The 17,787-nt window shown below is 69.5% G+C and carries 18 protein-coding genes; 7 read left to right on the top strand and 11 right to left on the bottom strand.

The window, feature by feature from the left end:
- Nucleotides 1-11 precede the first annotated feature (11 nt).
- Genes C7S10_RS00085 through C7S10_RS00075 form a run of 3 tightly spaced genes read right to left on the bottom strand, consistent with a single transcriptional unit; the run spans nt 12 to nt 3,722 of the window.
- Nucleotides 12-1,121, bottom strand: a complete 1,110-nt coding sequence (locus C7S10_RS00085; RefSeq protein ID WP_108342388.1) for an ABC transporter permease — start codon at nt 1,119-1,121, stop codon at nt 12-14.
- A 49-nt stretch (nt 1,122-1,170) separates the two neighbouring features.
- Nucleotides 1,171-2,184, bottom strand: coding sequence for an ABC transporter permease (locus C7S10_RS00080; protein WP_108342387.1), 1,014 nt, complete (start codon nt 2,182-2,184; stop codon nt 1,171-1,173).
- Nucleotides 2,181-3,722, bottom strand: coding sequence for a sugar ABC transporter ATP-binding protein (locus C7S10_RS00075; RefSeq protein ID WP_207769172.1), 1,542 nt, complete (start codon nt 3,720-3,722; stop codon nt 2,181-2,183). Before C7S10_RS00075 ends, C7S10_RS00080 begins: the two co-directional genes overlap by 4 nt.
- A gap of 94 nt (nt 3,723-3,816) precedes the next feature.
- On the opposite strand from C7S10_RS00075, the gene C7S10_RS00070 reads away from it, so the two are divergent.
- The gene (locus C7S10_RS00070) at nt 3,817-4,977 is read left to right on the top strand and encodes an ROK family transcriptional regulator (protein WP_243395123.1); all 1,161 of its coding nucleotides are present in this window, start codon (nt 3,817-3,819) and stop codon (nt 4,975-4,977) included.
- 18 nt (nt 4,978-4,995) lie between these two features.
- Here C7S10_RS00070 and C7S10_RS00065 read toward each other — a convergent pair whose 3' ends face one another.
- From C7S10_RS00065 to C7S10_RS00050, 4 genes are all read right to left on the bottom strand, one after another.
- Complete coding sequence (locus C7S10_RS00065; RefSeq protein ID WP_108342385.1) at nt 4,996-6,327, bottom strand: TolB family protein; 1,332 nt, start codon at nt 6,325-6,327, stop codon at nt 4,996-4,998.
- 107 nt (nt 6,328-6,434) lie between these two features.
- The gene (locus C7S10_RS00060; protein ID WP_108342384.1) at nt 6,435-7,214 is read right to left on the bottom strand and encodes an exodeoxyribonuclease III; all 780 of its coding nucleotides are present in this window, start codon (nt 7,212-7,214) and stop codon (nt 6,435-6,437) included.
- 123 nt (nt 7,215-7,337) lie between these two features.
- The gene (locus C7S10_RS00055; RefSeq protein WP_108342383.1) at nt 7,338-8,930 is read right to left on the bottom strand and encodes a PH domain-containing protein; all 1,593 of its coding nucleotides are present in this window, start codon (nt 8,928-8,930) and stop codon (nt 7,338-7,340) included.
- A complete protein-coding gene (locus C7S10_RS00050) occupies nt 8,927-9,493 on the bottom strand; it encodes a PH domain-containing protein (RefSeq protein ID WP_108342382.1) in 567 nt (188 codons plus the stop codon). The genes C7S10_RS00055 and C7S10_RS00050 overlap by 4 nt, the downstream gene beginning before the upstream one ends.
- 134 nt (nt 9,494-9,627) lie before the next feature.
- On the opposite strand from C7S10_RS00050, the gene C7S10_RS00045 reads away from it, so the two are divergent.
- Complete coding sequence (locus C7S10_RS00045) at nt 9,628-10,452, top strand: zinc metalloprotease (RefSeq protein WP_207769171.1); 825 nt, start codon at nt 9,628-9,630, stop codon at nt 10,450-10,452.
- An 88-nt stretch (nt 10,453-10,540) separates the two neighbouring features.
- Here the strand turns inward: C7S10_RS00045 and C7S10_RS00040 are convergent, their stop codons facing one another.
- Nucleotides 10,541-12,136, bottom strand: coding sequence for an FG-GAP-like repeat-containing protein (locus C7S10_RS00040; protein WP_108342381.1), 1,596 nt, complete (start codon nt 12,134-12,136; stop codon nt 10,541-10,543).
- Between the two features lie 155 nt (nt 12,137-12,291).
- On the opposite strand from C7S10_RS00040, the gene ychF reads away from it, so the two are divergent.
- Nucleotides 12,292-13,368 (top strand): redox-regulated ATPase YchF, encoded by a 1,077-nt coding sequence (ychF, locus tag C7S10_RS00035; RefSeq protein ID WP_108342380.1) that lies wholly within the window; start codon nt 12,292-12,294, stop codon nt 13,366-13,368.
- A gap of 253 nt (nt 13,369-13,621) precedes the next feature.
- Here ychF and C7S10_RS21985 read toward each other — a convergent pair whose 3' ends face one another.
- Nucleotides 13,622-13,987, bottom strand: a complete 366-nt coding sequence (locus tag C7S10_RS21985; protein ID WP_133176389.1) for a hypothetical protein — start codon at nt 13,985-13,987, stop codon at nt 13,622-13,624.
- Between the two features lie 63 nt (nt 13,988-14,050).
- Here C7S10_RS21985 and C7S10_RS00025 point away from each other — a divergent pair, with 63 nt between their 5' ends.
- From C7S10_RS00025 to C7S10_RS00010, 4 genes are all read left to right on the top strand, one after another.
- Complete coding sequence (locus tag C7S10_RS00025) at nt 14,051-15,013, top strand: hypothetical protein (RefSeq protein WP_108342378.1); 963 nt, start codon at nt 14,051-14,053, stop codon at nt 15,011-15,013.
- Nucleotides 15,010-15,306 (top strand): STAS-like domain-containing protein, encoded by a 297-nt coding sequence (locus tag C7S10_RS00020; RefSeq protein WP_108342377.1) that lies wholly within the window; start codon nt 15,010-15,012, stop codon nt 15,304-15,306. Before C7S10_RS00025 ends, C7S10_RS00020 begins: the two co-directional genes overlap by 4 nt.
- Nucleotides 15,307-15,341: 35 nt before the next feature.
- Nucleotides 15,342-16,007: a recombinase family protein gene (locus C7S10_RS00015; protein ID WP_108342376.1), complete on the top strand. Its 666-nt coding sequence runs from the start codon at nt 15,342-15,344 to the stop codon at nt 16,005-16,007.
- 129 nt (nt 16,008-16,136) lie between these two features.
- Nucleotides 16,137-16,376, top strand: coding sequence for a hypothetical protein (locus C7S10_RS00010; RefSeq protein WP_108342375.1), 240 nt, complete (start codon nt 16,137-16,139; stop codon nt 16,374-16,376).
- 158 nt (nt 16,377-16,534) lie between these two features.
- On the opposite strand, the gene C7S10_RS22935 is transcribed toward C7S10_RS00010, so the two are convergent.
- Together C7S10_RS22935 and C7S10_RS00005 are read right to left on the bottom strand one after the other, a co-directional pair.
- Entirely contained in the window at nt 16,535-16,663 is a 129-nt protein-coding gene (locus C7S10_RS22935; protein WP_279303143.1) for a hypothetical protein, read from the bottom strand.
- Between the two features lie 573 nt (nt 16,664-17,236).
- A partial coding sequence (locus C7S10_RS00005) for a tyrosine-type recombinase/integrase (RefSeq protein WP_207769170.1) occupies nt 17,237-17,787 on the bottom strand: 551 nt, incomplete at its 5' end.

Here is a 17,787-nt window from a genome sequence, read left to right as displayed (position 1 = left end):
AGTCCTGCGCATCAGCTATCTCCTGTGGTTGTGCCCGTCGCGGGCTGGGTGGGTGTTCCTGCCGAGAGATCCGTGGGGGAGGGCGTACGGCGCGGGCGCCGGCCGACCTGCCAGGCGCGGGCCGAGACGGCGACCGCGGCGATGATGATCAGGCCCTGCACGGTGTCGCGCCACGTGGACGGGACACCGAGGGACGTGAGCAGCGTGAAGAGCAGCTCGAGCGCGAACGCGCCCGCCGCGGCCGAGAGCACCCAGCCGCGGCCGCCGCCGAGCAGCACGCCGCCGAGGACGACCGCGGTGATGGCGGTGAACTCGTAGCCGGCGCCGACCGAGGGGTGCACGCCGGCGTAGCCGACGAGCAGGATGCCGGCCACGGTCGCCGAGAGCGACGACAGCACGAAGGCCCGGGTCTTGTAGGACCACAGCGGCGCGCCGGAGTAGTTGGTCGCCGCGGGGTTGTCGCCGATGGCGATGAGGGTGCGGCCGAAGGGCCGGCGCATCAGCCACACCGAGGCGGCGGCCAGCGCGACCAGGATGATCAGCGGGTACGGCACGATGTCGACGACCGGCACGTCCTGGATGCCGCCGCGACCGATCTGCCGGAAGTCGTCGACCGGGTTGCCGGTCGCGGCGCCGCCGGTGATGTAGCGCACGAGCCCGGTCAGGGCGAGCATCGTGCCGAGTGTGACGATGAAGCTCGGCACCTTGAGCAGCGTCGTGATGAGGCCGTTGACGACGCCGATCAGCGCACCGACGACGAGCATGAGCACGATGCCGGGCAGGATGCGCCCCTGGTCCTGGCCGATGAAGTTGCCGGCGAGGACCACCTGCGTGGCGATCACGGCCCCCATCGAGAGGTCGAACTCGCCGCTGACGATCACGTAGTACTGCCCCATGGCGGCGATCGCGATCGGCGCCGTACGTCCCGCGAAGCGGATGAGGGCGCCGGGGTCGGTGAAGTTGGGGTTGGAGATCATGATGGAGACGAGCAGGACCGCCACCAGCACGAACACCGCGCCGCCGGGGGTCGCCATGCCGGCCGCGATCCGCGCACCCAGGGAGCCCTGGTGGGCCGGGAGCTCGGGACGGGCGGTCGTCTCGGTCGTGGTGATGGTGCTCATCGGGCTCCCCTCACGAGCGCGAGCGCAGCGAGTGGTCGGGTGGGGTGGTTCATCGGACCTCCTCCGGCTCGGCGTCGAGGACGAGCTGTCGGCCGAACCTCGGAGGTCGGGCGTCGATCTCGCGACGGGCGTAGACCGCGACGGCGACCACGATCACCACGCCGCGCACGACGTCGCGCAGGAACGGGTTGATCTGCATGACGCCCATGACGTTGTCGATGACGGCGAAGATCGCGACGCCGGCCAGGGTGCCGGCGATGTTGCCCTTGCCGCCGGCCAGCAGCGTGCCGCCGAGCACGACCGCGGCGATGGACATCAGGTCGTAGCCGCCCTGCGAGCCGATCGTCGGGTTGCCGACGCTGAGCCGCGCGAGCAGCAGCAGGCCGGCCACAGCCGCCAGTGACGAGCAGATGACGTGGGCCGCGACCACCGGGACCGGGGTGCGCAGGCCGGACAGCCGCGCGACCTCCGCGTTGCCGCCGACGGCGTACAGGTGGTGCCCCAGCCGCGTGCGCCGCAGCATCAGGATCGCCGCGACCGCGCAGCCGATCATGATCAGCGTCGAGATCGGCACCGGGCCGATCCGGGTGGCGTCGAGGAGCCGGAAGTCGCGCGGCGCGCTCCCGTGGCTGCCCTTGTAGTTGCTGGCGAGGTAGCCCGAGATGACCAGGCCGGTGCCGAGGGTCGCGATGAAGCCGTGGACGTGCAGCAGGGTGACGATCAGGCCGTTGGCGAGCCCGACGGCCGCGCCGATGAGGAGGGCCACGGCGACCGCCGGGACGATGTTGCCGGGGTCGCCGGCCATGATCCCGCCGCCGACGACGCTGGCCAGGCTGACCACGAAGGGCACCGACAGGTCGAGCGAGCCGCCGAGGATGACGAGCGTCTGCCCGATCGCGATGAAGCCCAGGATGCTGGTGGTGGTGAGGATGTTGTCGACGTTGCCGACGCTGAAGAAGTTGCGGCCGTGGGCGGCCGTCAGGATCGCCCCGACGACGACGGCGAGCAGCAGGACGGCGTACACGATCGTCGTCGACGTGACCGCTCCGAGCCGGCCCCTCACGACGCCACCTGCGTCCCGGTCGAGGCGCCCGTCGCCATCGTGAGCACGTCCTCCTCGGAGGAGCCGGCGGGCAGCTCGCCCGCGACCCGGCCGTCGCGCATGACGACGATCCGGTCGGCCATGCCGATCACCTCCGGGAGCTCGCTGGAGACCATCAGGACGGCGACGCCCTCGGCGGCCAGGCTGCGCATGACCTCGTAGATCGCGTGCTTGGCGCCGACGTCGATGCCGCGGGTGGGCTCGTCCATCAGCACCACGCCGGGGCGCGCGGCGAGCCAGCGGGCGAGAACGACCTTCTGCTGGTTGCCGCCGGAGAGGAACTGCGCCTCCTGCGACAGCGACCGCGCCGAGACCGCGAGCGTCGACAACGAGGCCGGCACGCCGGCGCGCGCCTCGCCGGTGCGGGAGGGGAACACCGCCCGGACCACGGCCAGCGAGTTGTCGAGGATCGACTGGTGCAGCGCGAGCCCGGTGGTCTTGCGGTCCTCGGTGACGAGGGCGAGGCCGCGCCGGATGGCCTGCTTGGGGGTGCGTACGGCGACCACGGCCCCGTCGATGGCGAGCTCGCCGCGGGTGAGGGGCGTGACGCCGAAGACGGCCTCGAGCAGCTCGGTGCGTCCGGAGCCCTGGAGGCCCGCGAGGCCGACGATCTCGCCGCCGCGCACGGCCAGGTCGACGCCGTCGACGTAGCCGTTGCCGGCGCCGCGCAGCTCGAGCCGGACGTCCCCGGGCGTCGTGCCCTCGAGCGGGTCGGGGAAGAAGGCGGACATCGAGCGGCCCACCATCAGGCGCACCAGCCCCGCCTCGTCGAGCTCGGCCGCGGGCGTCGTGGCGACCTGCACGCCGTCCTTGAGGACCGTGATCGTGTCGCAGAGGTCGAAGACCTCCTTGAGCCGGTGGGAGACGTAGATGATCGCGACACCGCGGGCGGTGAGGCGGCGGATGATCGTGTAGAGCAGCTCGACCTCGTGGTCGGCGAGCGCCGCGGTCGGCTCGTCCATCTGGATGATCCGCGCGTCGAAGCTGACCGCCTTGGCGATCTCGACGACCTGCTGCTCGGCGACCGACAGCGAGCGCACGCGGCGGGTGGCGCGCAGCCCGGTGATGCCGAGCCCGGTCAGGAGCTCGTCGGTGTCGCGGACCATCGCGCCGGTGTCGACGAACCCGCGGCGCCGCGGCTCGCGACCCAGCCAGATGTTCTCGGCGATCGAGCGCTCGGGGAGGAGGTTGAACTCCTGGAAGACGGTGGACAGCCCCGCCTGCTGCGCCTGGACCGGGTGGCTGAACGACACGGTCTCGCCGCCGATCTCGACCGTGCCCTCGTCGGCCTGGTGCACCCCGGCGAGGATCTTCATCAAGGTCGACTTGCCCGCGCCGTTCTCCCCGACGAGGCCGAGGACCTGACCGGGACGCAGCTCGAGCGAGGCGTCGCGGAGCACGAGGTTGCCGACGAAGCTCTTGCTGATCCCGCGCACGGTGAGCACCGGGGCCACATCGGCGGCACGGTCGGCGGCGAGGTCGGGGGACGGCGTTTCCACGGCGTCACTGTGACACGCGTCACCGGCTTATGTCGAGAGTCCGGCAAAAGATGTTTGATGGACGCACAAAAGAATCGGTGGTTGAATCCACGCCGTGAAGACCAGCGACGTGTTCGAGCTGCTGCGGGACGGCGGGCCCCAGACCCGCGCCCAGCTGGCCGAGTCGAGCGGCCTCGCGCGCTCCACGATCGCCGCGCGGATCGACGTGCTGCTGAGGCTCGGGCTCGTGGCGCCGTACGGCGATGCGGTCTCCACCGGCGGACGACCGCCGTCGCTCCTGGCCCTCAACCCGAGCGCGCGGGTCGTCGTCGGTGTCGACCTCGGGGCCACCCACGCCCGGGCGGTGCTCGCCGACCTCGCCGGCACGATCCTGGCCGAGGCGCGCGCCGACCTCGACATCGCCGACGGCCCCGACGTCGTGCTGGGCTGGGTCACCACGACCGTCCGCTCGTTGCTGCGCGGCCAGCAGCGCAAGCTCGCCGATCTCGCCGCCATCGGCATCGGACTGCCGGGGCCGGTCGAGCACTCGAGCGGCCGCGCCATCAACCCGCCGATCATGCCGGGCTGGGACAGGTACGACGTCCCGGCGCACGTGCGGCGCCACGTCGACGTGCCGGTGCTGATCGACAACGACGTCAACATCATGGCGCTGGGGGAGCAGCACGCCCACTTCCCCGACGTGCAGGACCTCGTCTTCATCAAGGTCTCCACCGGCATCGGCGCAGGCATCATCTCGGGCGGCGCGTTGCAGCGAGGCGCGATGGGCACGGCCGGCGACGTGGGCCACGTCCGACTCCCCGGCGCCGAGGGCGTCACCTGCCGGTGCGGCAACGAGGGCTGCCTCGAGGCCGTCGCCGCCGCACCCGCCCTCGCGGCCACGCTCCGCGCCTCGGGCGCGGAGGTGACCGGCAGCGCCGACATCGTCGCGCTGGTGCGCGGCGGCAACCTCGACGCGGTGCAGGTGGTGCGTCAGGCCGGTCGCGACATGGGCGAGGTCGTGGCGATGGTCGTCAACTTCATCAACCCCTCTGTCGTGGTGATCGGCGGGGCCATGTCGGGTGCCGGCGAGCACCTGATCGCCGGCATCCGCGAGACCGTCTACCAGCGCTCGCTGCCGCTCGCCACCGAGCACCTGCGCATCGTCCCGTCGGCCGCAGGCGAGCAGGCCGGTGTGCTCGGCGCCGCGGCGCTGGCCATCGCGCACGTGCTCTCGCCCGCCGAGATCGAGCGGGCCAGCCTCGCGGTCACCGGCTGAGGCCGGCCGGGCGCCGGCTCAGCAGCTGAGCTTCTTGACCTTCCTGGCCTGCAGCGTGCCCCAGGAGGCCGGTGCGACGACCACGACCTTGCACGTGACGGCGTTGCGGGGTCGTGTGAGGAGGATCCGGAAGCTGCCGTCCTTCGCGGCGACGGCCCCGGTGCTGGCCTTGCCCTTGCGCCACGGACCCTTGGCCTTCGTCCTCGAATAGATCGAGGCGGAGACCTCCGTCGGCGTGACCTCCCAGACGACGGGACGGAGGAGGCCCGTGGCGACGACGTACTTGCCGAGGGTGGGCTTGAAGGTGAGCTTCAGCGTCAGGGGCGGGGTCCCGAACACGGGGCACGACCCCGTCGGGCAGGCCTGCCACGACTTCGCCCCGCTGGGCGCGAGGTAGGTCGCCGGCCCGCCGGCCGAGGGGACGAGCACCGTGTCGTACGCGTTGCGGTCCTGGTCGAAGAGGGATGCCGCGATGGTGGATCCGTCGGGTGACCAGACTCCGCCCGTGATCACGGGAAAGGGCCCCAGCGCGGCGATGGCCGGGTCGGTGTTGCGCAGCACCACCGTGGACACCCCCGAGGCGAGGTCGAGCACCGAGAGGGTGGTCGGGCGGGTCCCGGGGAGCTCGGGCTGTCCGGCGCCCACGATGGTCAGCCGCGTCCCGTCGGGCGAGAGCGAGATCTCCCCGATGGTCCAGGACGGCGCTGCGCACGTCGGCGCGATCTTGCTCGGCGGGCCGGGGGTGGCCCACGTGCAGTTGTTCGTGAGCTGGGTGTGGGTGCCGGTTGCCAGGTCGTAGCGGAAGACGTCCACGCCGGCGCCGTACAGGACGCTGCTCCTGCGAACGTAGAGGAGGGCGGAGTCGTCGGCGGCCCACTCGAGGTTCGTGACCTCGCCCTTCTCTCCCTTGATCACCACGGTGGGTGGAGCGCTGCCGTCGAGCGGGACGGTCGCGATCGTGCCGTCCGACTCGTCGCCGTTGTTGCTGAACTGGACGGCCAGACGGGCGCCGCTGTGCGCCCAGCGGAGGCTGTTGATCCTGCGACCGACGTCGGTCAGCGTGCGGGTGTTGCCCGCCGCGTCCGTCACGTTGAGGACTCCCCAGTCGGTCCAGGCGATGCTGGAGCCGTCGGGGGAGAAGGCCACCGTGTCCAGGCCCGGTGTCCACGGCCCGGTGAGGCGCTGGCCAGATGCCGTGAGGAACCCGTCGTCCACGGCGAGCGCGCCGGGACCGGGCAGTGCGACCCGGGGCGCGGGGAGCGGGTCGGCGGGCGCGGCTCGGGCGACGGTCGGTGCGGCCGTCGAGGACAGCACGCAGCAGACAGCGACGATGGCGGCACGGAGTCGCATCGCCCACCTCCTTCGGGAGAGCCGGACGGCCGAGGGCACCGTAGGCCCGAACGGGCGCGGGGTCGCACGACCGCGCCGCGAAGATGCCGCGAATGGAGTACGCCGGGTCAGTCGAGGTCGACGACCACCGGCGCGTGGTCGGACGGGCTCCCGGTGCCCTGGGCGGGGTCGCGCTCGTCGCGGTCGATGAAGGCCCCGGTGACGCGGGAGGCGAGGGCGGGGGAGGCCAGCGCGAAGTCGATCTTGAGCCCGCGATCGCGCTCGAAGCGCTGACGGTAGTAGTCCCAGTAGGTGTAGCCCGGAGCGTGCTCGCGGGTGACCTCGACGTAGCCGTCGTCGAGGAACGCCTGGAAGGCGGCACGCTCGGGGGGCGTCACGTGGGTCGACTTCGCGAACTGGGCCGGGTCGAAGACGTCGGCGTCGGTCGGGCAGATGTTCCAGTCGCCGACCAGCACGGTCTCGCCGTCCAGCCACTCGCCGGCCGCCGCACGCAGCCGCGCCAGCCAGTCGAGCTTGTAGACGTAGTGCGGGTCGTCGGGCTTGCGACCGTTGGGCACGTAGAGCGACCAGATGCGCACGCCGCCCGCCGTGGCGCCGATGGCGCGGGCCTCGGCGGCCAGCGGATCGCCGTACCCCGGCATGTCGGCGAAGCCGACGGTGACGTCCTCGAGCCCGACACGCGAGAGCAGCGCGACGCCGTTCCACTGGTTCACGCCGGCGACGGCGATGTCGTAGCCGCGCGCCTGCAGCCCCATCAGCGGCAGCTGGTCCTCGCGGGCCTTCGTCTCCTGCAGCGCGAGCACGTCGATCTCGTGCCGGTCGAGGAAGGCCTCGACGCGGTCGATGCGGGAGCGGAGGGAGTTGACGTTCCAGGTCGCGATGCGCACCGGCCCACCCTAGAAGACGCCCGGCAACCACCCGATCGGGTCTTTACACCCATGCAGATGTGGGGCAGGTTCGAGGCCGAGCGGGCGCCCGCCACCTGTCCCGAGCGGGAAGCGGGCGCTCGCTCACGCCAGGAACGCGGTCAGCACCCCGGGTGTCGACGCATCGGCCAGCCGGATCGCCGCGGGCAGCGGGATGTCCCGGGCCACCACCCGCTCGGCGCCGGCCGCGGTCGTCGCGGTGAGGGTCGCGAGCGACAGCCGACGCTGGAAGAACGTCTGGTGCACGACCCAGCCGATGATGCCGTCGTGCTCGAGCACGGTGCGCACCCGCGTCAGCTCACCGCTGCCGACGACGACGTGGTCGGGGGTGGCGGCGTGGCCGAGGTGCCTGTACGCCGCCTCGGCACCGAGCCCCGCCAGCGCGAGCGAGACGACACCGACCAGCACGGGCAGCCACCAGGGCAGGTCGACCCAGATCGAGGCGACCAGCGGGATCGCGGTGACGACCAGGACACCCCACAGGTGTCGGATCCACGTGCGTCGCCGCGCGGCCGGGCCGTGCGCCACCAGCGGCACACCCATCGGGGTCGCGGTCTCGAGCACGTCGGCGCCGACGTCCCGGGCCACCCCGACCGGGCACGGCGGCAGGATCGCGGTGACGCCCCCTGAACCGACACCGGTCGCCAGCGTCGACAGCTCGGCGCCGCCGACGAGCCGCAGCAGCACCGGCTCCTTCATCTCGACGCCACGCACGCGCTGCTCCTCGACGGTGATCGACCGGGTGGTGAAGAGGCCGGCGGTCAGGTGCAGCGAGCCCGCCTCGCGGGTCAGCCGCATGTTCCACCACTGCACGACGTAGCCCGTCACGGCGACCATCACCCAGCTCACCAGCCCGCCGACGAGCAGTCCGAGGACGACGAGGTAGAGCGCGAACTGGTGCACCCACCCCCACGCCGACTGCGCCGTGTCCGCGATCGGCAGCTGGTCCCCGAACTGCGACAGCGCGCCGACGGCGGCGGCGAGCACGACCAGGCGCGCCAGGCTGAACGGCGCGAAGCGCAGCCACGCCCAGTCGATCTCGGCCAGCACGCGGCCGGGCTCGGGGGGTACGCCGCTGAGCTCGCCGGTCCCGACCGGACCGTCCCCGGCGGGCTGGCCGGTGGGCTGGCCGATGGGCTGGCCGGTGGGCTGGTCGGAGGGCACCGTCGTCGGCGCCCGGCGGGCCAGCAGGAACTGTCGCAGGGTGGCGGCCTGCTCCGTGCTGACCGAGTCGAGGGTGATGCGGTCGTCGTCGACGCCGGTGCCGACCTGGACCTTGGACAACCCGACGACCCGGTGCAGCAGCGACGCCTCGAGGTCGACGCTGCGCACCCGGTCGAGCGGGGCCGTCTTCATGGTCTTGTTGAGCAGCCCGCTGCGGACCTGGAACTGGGTCGGCGTCGTGCGGTAGAAGGTCGTGAGCCACGGCACCGCTCCCAGCGCCAGGGCTCCGACGACGACGAACGGTGCCGCCCACCACGGCAGCCCGCGGTCGCCCTGGCTGACGCCGACGAGCGCGATGACCGCGGGGACGGCGAACTGGCCGACGACCTTGACCGGGTTGATCAGCAGGTTGCGCGGCGAGAGGCGATGCCACTCGACCTCGGGACCCGCCTCGGGTGTCGCCTCGGTCGCTCCGGGCGCCAGGTCCGCCTCGGGCGCGGAGGGCTCGCTCACGTCGCGTCACCCTCGCTCGCGCCGGTGACCTCGGTGAGCTCGGCCACGAGCCGCTGGGCGACGTCGCGATCGAGGCAGTCGATGGTGATCGGGCCGGCCGCGGACGCGGTGGTGACGGTCAGCGAGGCGAGCCCGAACACGCGCATCAGGGCACCCTGGGTCGAGTCGACCGTCTGCACCCGGCTCAGCGGGGCGACCCGGCTCTCGATGTCGATCCAGCCGGCGCGGGTGTGGATCGCGGTGGGCGTGACCTCCCAGCGGTGCACCCGGAAGCGCAGCTGCGGCATCAGCAGCAGGTGCACCAGCGGAGCGACGAGCGACACGACGAGGATCGCGGTGGTCCACCACGGCCGCGCGGGGTCCTCGAAGACCACGGGCAGCACGAAGACGTAGACCGGGATGACGATCGCCCACTCCACGACGGCGGCGACCAGGGCGCTCACGCGCCAGTAGGTGACGGCACGCGGCGAGACCTGGTGGGCGGGTTCGCGCAGCGCCACCGCCGTCGCGGGTCGTGCTTCGCCGCGCTCGTGATCGGTCTGGTCGGCAGGTGCCTGGCTCATGGCTGGAGTTTTCCATGGAGCCGGGCGTTGCAAGTTCGTGCATCGCAGCGAACTGCGCGCCGAATGCACTTCCCTGCAAGTGGTCTAGACCGTTTGATGGAGGGACATCCGTACCCAACCGGAGGAAACCAGAGATGATGAAGAGCAAGCTCAGTCGTATCGCCGCAGCCACGATCGCAGCCTCAGCCATGGTGCTGACGGCGGGCCCATCGGCCCACGCGCAGGTGGCCCAGGACCGCGTCCCCACCTTCGCGGAGTTCAAGGCGGCCACCTTCCAGGACGTGGGCGGCCAGTACGTCGTCAACGGCGACGAGGTCATTGCCGACACCCAGGCACTGCGCGACTACTACGACCGCATGGTCGCCAAGCCCAAGAGCAGCCAGGAGAACGGTCTCGTGGTCAACACCGTGGGTGGTGTCGACGACAAGTGGAGCGCCAGCCAGGCCCGCAACCTGACCTACTGCGTCAGCACGGCCTTCGGCTCCGACTACAACGCGGTCGTCTCGGCCATGTCGCAGGGCGCAGGGATCTGGGAGTCGGCCTCGTCCGGCGTCAACTTCATCTACGTCCCGAGCGCCGACAGCAACTGCACCGTCAGCAACAACTCGGTGCTGTTCTCGGTCGAGCCCACCAACACCAACCAGTACATCGCCCGGGCGTTCTTCCCGAGCACCAGCGACTCGCAGCGCAACGTGCTCGTCAACTCGACGTCGCTCCAGAACTCCGGTTCGTGGACCCCGGGCAACATCTTGGGCCACGAGCTCGGCCACGCCCTCGGGTTCCGGCACGAGCACACGCGCCCCGAGGCCGGCACCTGCTTCGAGGACAACAACTGGCGTCCGCTGACGCCCTACGACTCGGCCTCGATCATGCACTACCCCCAGTGCAACGGCTCGTCCGCCGACCTGTCCTTCACCGCCACCGACGGTGACGGCGTGCGGGCGATCTACGGCGGCTGACCGCGGCTGCACCACGCACAGCACGAGGGCCCGACCGTCAGGTCGGGCCCTCGTGCTGTCCCGGGGCCGCCTCGTAACTCTGCGGACGTCAGCCGGAGATGGTCCAGGCGCCGTCGGTGGTCGGGCCCAGCACGGTGCGGGCCTCGCGGACGTACGTCGAGAAGCCGGTCGCCGCGTCCAGCGTGTGCGTCTCCGTGACGCCCGCGGCGTCGCGGTCGACGAGGACGAGGTCGGCGCGGCCGTCGGCGTTGTCGTCGGCGGTCGTGACCGTCCAGTCCGCGTCGAGGACGGGCGCGGCCGTGGCGGTCTGCGCGAGGAAGGACATGAACTCGGTGCGGGCGTTGAGCACGTGCACCGCCGTGTTCGCCCCCGCCTGGGTGTCGACGAGGTAGAGGTCGTCACGCCCGTCGAAGTCGTAGTCACCGGTCGCGAGCTTCCAGCGGGCGCGGGGCAGCGACGGGACGGCCAGGTCGACGTCGGCCAGTCGGGTCTGGAAACCGGTGCTCGCGTCGAGCACGGTCAGGTGGGTCCGTCCGTCTCGGTTGGACACGAGGTAGAGGTCGTCACGACCGTCGCCGTCGACGTCGCCGGCCAGGAAACGGGTCCGGCCGAGCCCACCCCGACGCTCGACGATCGTGGCGTGGGTGAGCGAGGAGTGCAGGTAGTCGCCACCGTCGAGCACCTGCACCTGGGCGGTGTTCCGGCCGGCCATCCGGACCGCGTAGACGTCGGCCGCGCGGTCGCCGTCGAAGTCGCCGCCGGTGAAGCGCCAGCCCCGGCCCGTCAGGGGGAGCGGGGTCTGGTTGGCGTAGGTGGTGTAGCCCGAGGCCGCGCTCAGCACGTGCGCCTCGGCGCCGTTCTCGGTCCGGCGGACCGCGGTCAGGTCGGCCGGCAGCCCCGTCGGGGCGCGGCCGATGACCTCGACGGAGACGTTGTCGACGTACATCGACGGCGTCGTGGACGTCTGTCCGCAGGTCGGCTGCTCCTCGTCGGGGCAGTTGCGCTTGTTCTGCAGGCGCAGGTGCTCGGCGGTGACCGGCGCGTGCGTGGTCGACCAGGTCTCGACGCCGTCGACGAAGAACCTCGTCGGGGTCGCCGTCTCGGCCGCCGGGTCCTGGCCCGGGCCTTGGTAGGTGAACTCCACCGAGTAGGTGTGCCAGGCGTCCATGTCCTGTGGGTAGCGGTCACCCGCGCACTCGACGTCGCCGATCGGCGGGGAGTAGCGCCAGTAGTAGGCGACCTGCACGCGGCCGCAGCCCTTCTGCTGGCCCCAGCTCTCGACCACGTCGATCTCGCCGGCGCGCTGCAGGTCGTTGGTGCGCAGCCAGAAGGACGGGTGGACGCCGGTCTCGGTCGGCATCTTGAGGGTGGCGCTCGCCCGGTAGGTCGTCCCGGGCTCGAACGGCACCGCCTGGCTGAACTCGAGGTGCGCCTCCGGCGCCAGGCCGATCGCCGTACGCCCGTCGACGGTCTCCTGGGTGACCTTCTCGGCGCTCGAGGAACCGATGTGGGCCCAGCGATCGGCGTACGGCGCGTCGAACTCGTCGGCGAAGACCGGGCTCGCCGCCGTCACCGCCGAGCCGGTGGTGACGGGGACGTCGGGGACCGCGAGCGCGGGCACACCGGCCGCGGTCGTGGGGAGCGTGGCGACGAGCGCGAGCAGCTCTTGGAGCCAGGAGGGCATGGGTCCTTGGGAGGTCGTGGCGACGGGGCCGGGCGGCAGGGGACAGCACGAGTGAACAAGCCCGGTCCAAGCCTGTGCAACTCGCGGACGGCGCGTCCCGAGGGCTCCCGCCTCGAATCGCGGTGGGCTCCCGTGCGCCCGTAGACTCCCGGCCCGTGGCTCTCACCATCGGTATCGTCGGACTCCCCAACGCGGGCAAGTCGACCCTCTTCAACGCCCTGACCAAGAACGACGTGCTGGCGGCGAACTACCCGTTCGCCACGATCGAGCCCAACGTCGGCGTCGTCGGTGTCCCCGACGAGCGCCTCGCCCAGCTCGCCGAGGTGTTCGGCTCGGCCAGGCAGCTCCCCGCGACCGTCGAGTTCGTCGACATCGCCGGCATCGTCCGCGGCGCCTCGGAGGGCGAGGGCCTGGGCAACAAGTTCCTCTCGCACATCCGCGAGTCCGCCGCGATCTGCCAGGTGACGCGGGTCTTCCGCGACGAGGACGTCACCCACGTCGACGGCGAGGTCAACCCCTCCTCCGACATCGGCACGATCCAGACCGAGCTGATCCTCGCCGACATCCAGACCGTCGAGAAGGCGATCCCGCGGCTGGAGAAGGAGGCCCGCACCGACAAGTCGAAGACCGCGGTCCTCGACGCGGCGCGCGCGGCGCTGAGCGCCCTCGAGGGCGGCACGCCGATCATCGACTCGACCATCGAGCGCGACCTGCTGCGCGAGCTCTCGCTGCTCACCGCCAAGCCGTTCATCTTCGTCTTCAACTGCGACGCCGACGAGCTCTCCGACGAGCCGCTCCTCGCCTCGATGCGCGAGCTCGTCGCGCCCGCCGAGGCGATCTTCCTCGACGCGAAGTTCGAGGCCGACCTGGCCGAGATGGACGACGACGAGATGGCGCACGAGATGCTCGCCGAGATGGGCATCACCGAGTCGGGCCTCGACCAGCTCGCCCGCGTCGGCTTCGACACCCTCGGCCTGCAGACCTACCTCACCGCCGGCCCCAAGGAGACGCGGGCCTGGACGATCGCCAAGGGCGCCACCGCCCCCGAGGCCGCGGGAGTCATCCACACCGACTTCCAGAAGGGCTTCATCAAGGCCGAGATCGTCTCCTTCGACGACCTCATGGCCGCGGGCACCATGCAGAAGGCCAAGGAGGCCGGCAAGGTCCGCATCGAGGGCAAGGACTACGTGATGGCCGACGGCGACGTGGTGGAGTTCCGCTTCAACGTGTGAGGGTTTTGGCCTTCATGTGACGTTGAAGGGGTACTCCGGATGGATTTTGGCCGATTCTAGCCCGTTCTGTGCGGGTTTCAGGCTGTTCTGGCGCTGGGGGCGGTCCGTACGACAGCGTCCTCCACCTGCCCGAGTGAACGTCTCTTAACGTCACCTCGGCGTCTTCTTTCGGCGTCAGAAATGCATAAACCTGTCGACCACGCTTGAACGCCGTCTCGCCCGACCACTCCGAGGCCGGATAGTGCGCACGGCCTCAGTCGAGGACCGTGTAGGTGGCGTGCGATTCGACCCACGCGCCCTGTTCTCGTTCCGACCAGGGCAAGTCTGTTGGCTCCGAAGCCAGCAGTTCGACGTGCACAGTCCCACTCGTCTCCCACTCCTGCCCCTGGTAGCGCAGTCCGAGGACGATGTACCGGCCTTCCCGTCTCTCTCTGCGTCCGCGCACGTCGCCGATGGCAATTAACGGGAAGTCAAGCAACACCACGCACGCCGGTTGGCTGTTCTGCCCAGGTATCCACTTGGCTACCCGACCGGTCACTGCTTGCGCGCCCCCCAGCCACTCGGGCTCGAAGTCGTACCCGCCACTGACTGCGACTCGGCTGCCTGATTTCACGGTCACGTCTCGATGCTCGCAGACTCGGCGTGACTAGAGTGCCGTCACTCGGACTCCGATGGAGGTTGCATGCGCGTCACTCTCCCCAACCGGTCGTACCTGAACGACATCGAACGCTTCCTTCGATGCGTCACGGATGACGGCAAGGACGACCTGACGTTCGTCCTCCCCGAGGGGCTGTTCTCCGTGCATCCGATGGTTGTCACCATGATTGCGGCGATGGGCGAGGCTGCCCGCTCGCGTGGCGGTGACGTCAGGCTCGAGAACGAGAAAATCAACTCGAGTACCCGCTATCTCGAGCGGATGGGCCTCTTCGAAGTGCTGGGAGTTGAACGAAGCATCACCGTGCAGCACCCACAAGAGGCCGCCGGGCGGTTCGTGCCCTTGCGGCAGATTCGCACAAACGCCGAGCTGAACGACTTCGTGGTCGAGGTTGGGCCACTACTTCACGCGTCGCCGGAGCAGACCCGCGCAGTGAAGTACGTGCTGTTCGAGATGATTCGCAACGTGCTGGAGCACTCTCGGGCTGAGGGAGGTGCATACGTGGCAGCCCAGGTTGCGCGGAGCAGCGGTCGGCTTCTGTTGGGGGTCAGCGATGCTGGTCAGGGGGTCCTAGAGAGCATGCAGTTCGCCCACCCTGTCTCGACGCACAGGCATGCCATCGAACTGGCGTTCCGTCCTGGAGTGACAGGAACTACTCCCCGCTTCGGTGGTAACGAGACCAACGGTGGCGCGGGGCTTTTCTTCATGAAGGCGATGGTCCTCGCGTCTAGCCACCACATGGTGATGGTGACGGGTGACCAGCAGATGAAGCTGTTGTCGTCGCGGGGGAAGGCCCTCCAGCCGCGACTCGAGGAGGACCGTGTCACATGGCGCGAGTACGCGCACGAGTTTCCCGGAACCTCGGTGGGCGTTGACCTGACGGTGAGCGAGGATGTGGGCTTTGAGGCGCTCATGGGTGACATCCGCAAGGCCTACGGCTTCAACGTCCGCGCCGCCAACAAGGAGAAGTACAGAGCGAGGTTCAAGTGACCAAGGTGAAGCGATACGCAGGCTCCTTCGCAGGAGACAAGGACGCTGCCGCAACGCTGCGGGAAGAGGTGCTCAAGCCAGGTCTGGCCAAGCACAGGGTCGTCTTGCTCGACTTCGATGGCGTCGAGCTTGCTACGCAGTCGTTCATGCACGCGCTCCTGGCCCAAGCCGTTCGAGAAGACCCTGCCTCCTTGGAGCACATCGAGTTCAAGAACTGCAACGACGACATCCAAGCTCTCATTGAGATTGTCGTGGACTACGCCCAAGAGGACTTCGCTGTCGAAGAGGACTGATTACACTAAACGACCATTTAGTGTAATCTGACGGCATGAAGAAGCGGTCTCGCAAGGTCATCGGCTACCTGCGCGTCTCCACTGACGAGCAGGCGGTTTCGGGTCTCGGTCTCGGTGACCAACGGAGCGCCATCGCTGCCGAGGCCGCTCGGCGGGACTGGGCGGATGTCGAGTTCATGTCGGATGAGGGGTACTCCGCCAAGAACCTGTCTCGTCCTGCCATCGCCACGGCGCTCGACATGCTGCGGAAGGGGCAGGCGTCAGTGCTCGTCGTCTCCAAGCTCGACCGGCTGTCCCGTTCGCTCCTTGACTTCGCCACCCTGATGGACCGTGCCAGGCGCGAGGGTTGGGAACTCGTCGTTCTCGACCTCGCCATCGACACGACCGTGCCGAGTGGCCAGCTGATGGCCAATGTCATGGCTGCCTTTGCGGAGTACGAGCGCCAGCTCATCGGCGCGCGTACCAGCGCCGCGCTGCAGCAGTTGAAGGCTCAGGGCAAGCGCCTCGGGCGCCCGCGCACGCTTCCCGCAGAGGTGACGGCCCGCATCGTCGCAGCCCGAAGTGAGGGACAGACCCTTGCCGCCATTGCAGAGGGTCTGAACCGCGACGGTGTCGCGACCGCGCGCGGCGGCGCTCGGTGGTACCCGTCCACCGTGAGGGCGGTCCTGAGTTCGGCGGACTTGGACGCGGCTGCTGCCTGAGAAGGAGACTCGACCGATGGACAGGCCAGACACCCTCTTCCGTTCCACGGCTACGTCGTGTGGCTGACGCCAGAACAGGGCGGGCGTGACAGCGGCCCGCCTCCTACGCCGCCCACCCAGGTTTATGCGGTGACTGGCTTCGTCCCTCCGCACACTGTGGATTCGGGCAGCGCCTCCGTCGTGCTCGATGTCGAAGACCGTGCGGCATGGCGGTCGGGTGCGAGCGGGTGCTGGCTCGTGGTCGACAACGATGGCACGCAGCTCGTGCAAGCAGGAGCGGTCATCGTCATCACGGAGGGCCGGCGAACCGTTGCCTACTTCCATGTGGAGAGCGTGGATGCCATCGCGGATGCGGCGCTTCGCTCCTAGGCTGCAGCCATGAGCGACTGGGGAACGTGTCCTGACTGCAGCGCAATGCTGACGGAGGTTAGGGGAAAGGCCTACTGCCCGCACTGCGATGAGCACAAGCCGAAGCGTCATGGAGAACCAGAGTAGGGCTACCTGCTCAGCAGCCCTACCCGCATGGTTCAGCGCATGTGCGCTGCCGTCTCGTCTTCCCGCGTCTCATAGACCGGTTGCTCGGCCTCTGACGCGAACATCAACTTAGCCCTTGTCTCTGGCTTCAACCTCGCCAGAAACTCTTCCAGGTTGCTCATTTGCGTACCTCCTTCCCTCTTGGCATCGGCGCAGGCGCCGACTGGCCTACGGCCAGTTGAATCTCTTCTCTAAGTTCGTGATTAGGCAGACCTCGAAGCGGGCCGCGCAGCGGTTCGCCGGGTGGTCCGGAGGGAGTCCCTCCGGGTAACCGGAATGTGTTGCTGTTTGGACATACGTCGGTAAGGGGCCGCCCTCTACGTGTCACTCAGAGGGGGTCCGACTTCAATCCCGGGGTGCCCGTCACGCCATGCGGTCACTGCTCAAACCCCGGTCCCGCCCCGTGCTACCGGGGCCTCCCCAACCTTCTTCCATTTCGGGGTGACAAGCAGAGGTTGCTACTAGCCGAGCAAGGCCACTTCTCTGCTGTGTTCGTTGACAGGTTTGCTGCCTCTCAACGATGCGAATCACCAGCGCGCTGGCTACCGCCGTCGGACCTACTGGGAACGCAAGCGTCCCCGAGTCAGAGCCACTACTCTCTGCCTCGGGGACGGGACGAACCGGTTCGAAGTTCGGTGAATCTCCTCGCGGAAGTAGTGGTTTCCAACTACTACTATTTTACTACGGTTCATTTCCTAAAGCGAACGGCGAATGTCCATTCTGAGGACGGTCGCAGCGACGTCGTCGGTGGTCGTCTGGACGTAGTAGCGGAGGCTGACCGCCACGTCGTGGTGGCGCATCTGGCGGCGTAGCACCTCAGGCGTAGCTCCTGCCGCAACGAGGTTCGTGGCGAAGGCATGTCGCAGCATGTGAGGTCGCAGTTCGAGCTGCGCACGTCTACCCGCTCGCCTGATGCCGACGTACACGGTGTTGGCTGCTCGCTCGAAGTCGTGCTCCTCGTAGCGCTTGGCAAGCCAGTCCGGCAGCACGACAGGCCCGGTCGTCTTGGACGATGCGAGGTGCCCGTCTGGTCGGCGTTGCCTGTCGACGAACAGCATGTTGCCTGTCAGTTGCTGGGTCGTGCAGGCCTCGCCAAGCCGTAGGCCGCCGTACAACATGACCAAGGAGAGTCCCAGGGAGTGGTGGGGTTTGAGGGCCAGCGGCGAGGCGTGAAGACGTAGACGGCCATCGGCGGGATCTTCGGTGTGTACGGCCAAGCACTCATCGAAGAAAGAGGTCCACCGAT

The organism is Nocardioides currus, assembly GCF_003057875.1.
GTDB classification, from domain to species: Bacteria; Actinomycetota; Actinomycetes; order Propionibacteriales; family Nocardioidaceae; genus Nocardioides; species Nocardioides currus.
Note: the sequence above shows the minus strand (reverse complement) of the source record. Positions and strands in the feature narration are given on the sequence as shown.

Bases quoted from the DNA above. Each gene is read 5' to 3' on its own strand.
- C7S10_RS00085 (WP_108342388.1), bottom strand. From the start codon at position 1,121: ATGAGCACCATCACCACGACCGAGACGACCGCCCGTCCCGAGCTCCCG.
- C7S10_RS00065 (WP_108342385.1), bottom strand. From the start codon at position 6,327: ATGCGACTCCGTGCCGCCATCGTCGCTGTCTGCTGCGTGCTGTCCTCG.
- C7S10_RS00050 (WP_108342382.1), bottom strand. From the start codon at position 9,493: ATGAGCCAGGCACCTGCCGACCAGACCGATCACGAGCGCGGCGAAGCA.
- C7S10_RS00045 (WP_207769171.1), top strand. From the start codon at position 9,628: ATGATGAAGAGCAAGCTCAGTCGTATCGCCGCAGCCACGATCGCAGCC.
- C7S10_RS00040 (WP_108342381.1), bottom strand. From the start codon at position 12,136: ATGCCCTCCTGGCTCCAAGAGCTGCTCGCGCTCGTCGCCACGCTCCCC.
- C7S10_RS00025 (WP_108342378.1), top strand. From the start codon at position 14,051: ATGCGCGTCACTCTCCCCAACCGGTCGTACCTGAACGACATCGAACGC.
- C7S10_RS00015 (WP_108342376.1), top strand. From the start codon at position 15,342: ATGAAGAAGCGGTCTCGCAAGGTCATCGGCTACCTGCGCGTCTCCACT.
- C7S10_RS22935 (WP_279303143.1), bottom strand. From the start codon at position 16,663: ATGAGCAACCTGGAAGAGTTTCTGGCGAGGTTGAAGCCAGAGACAAGG.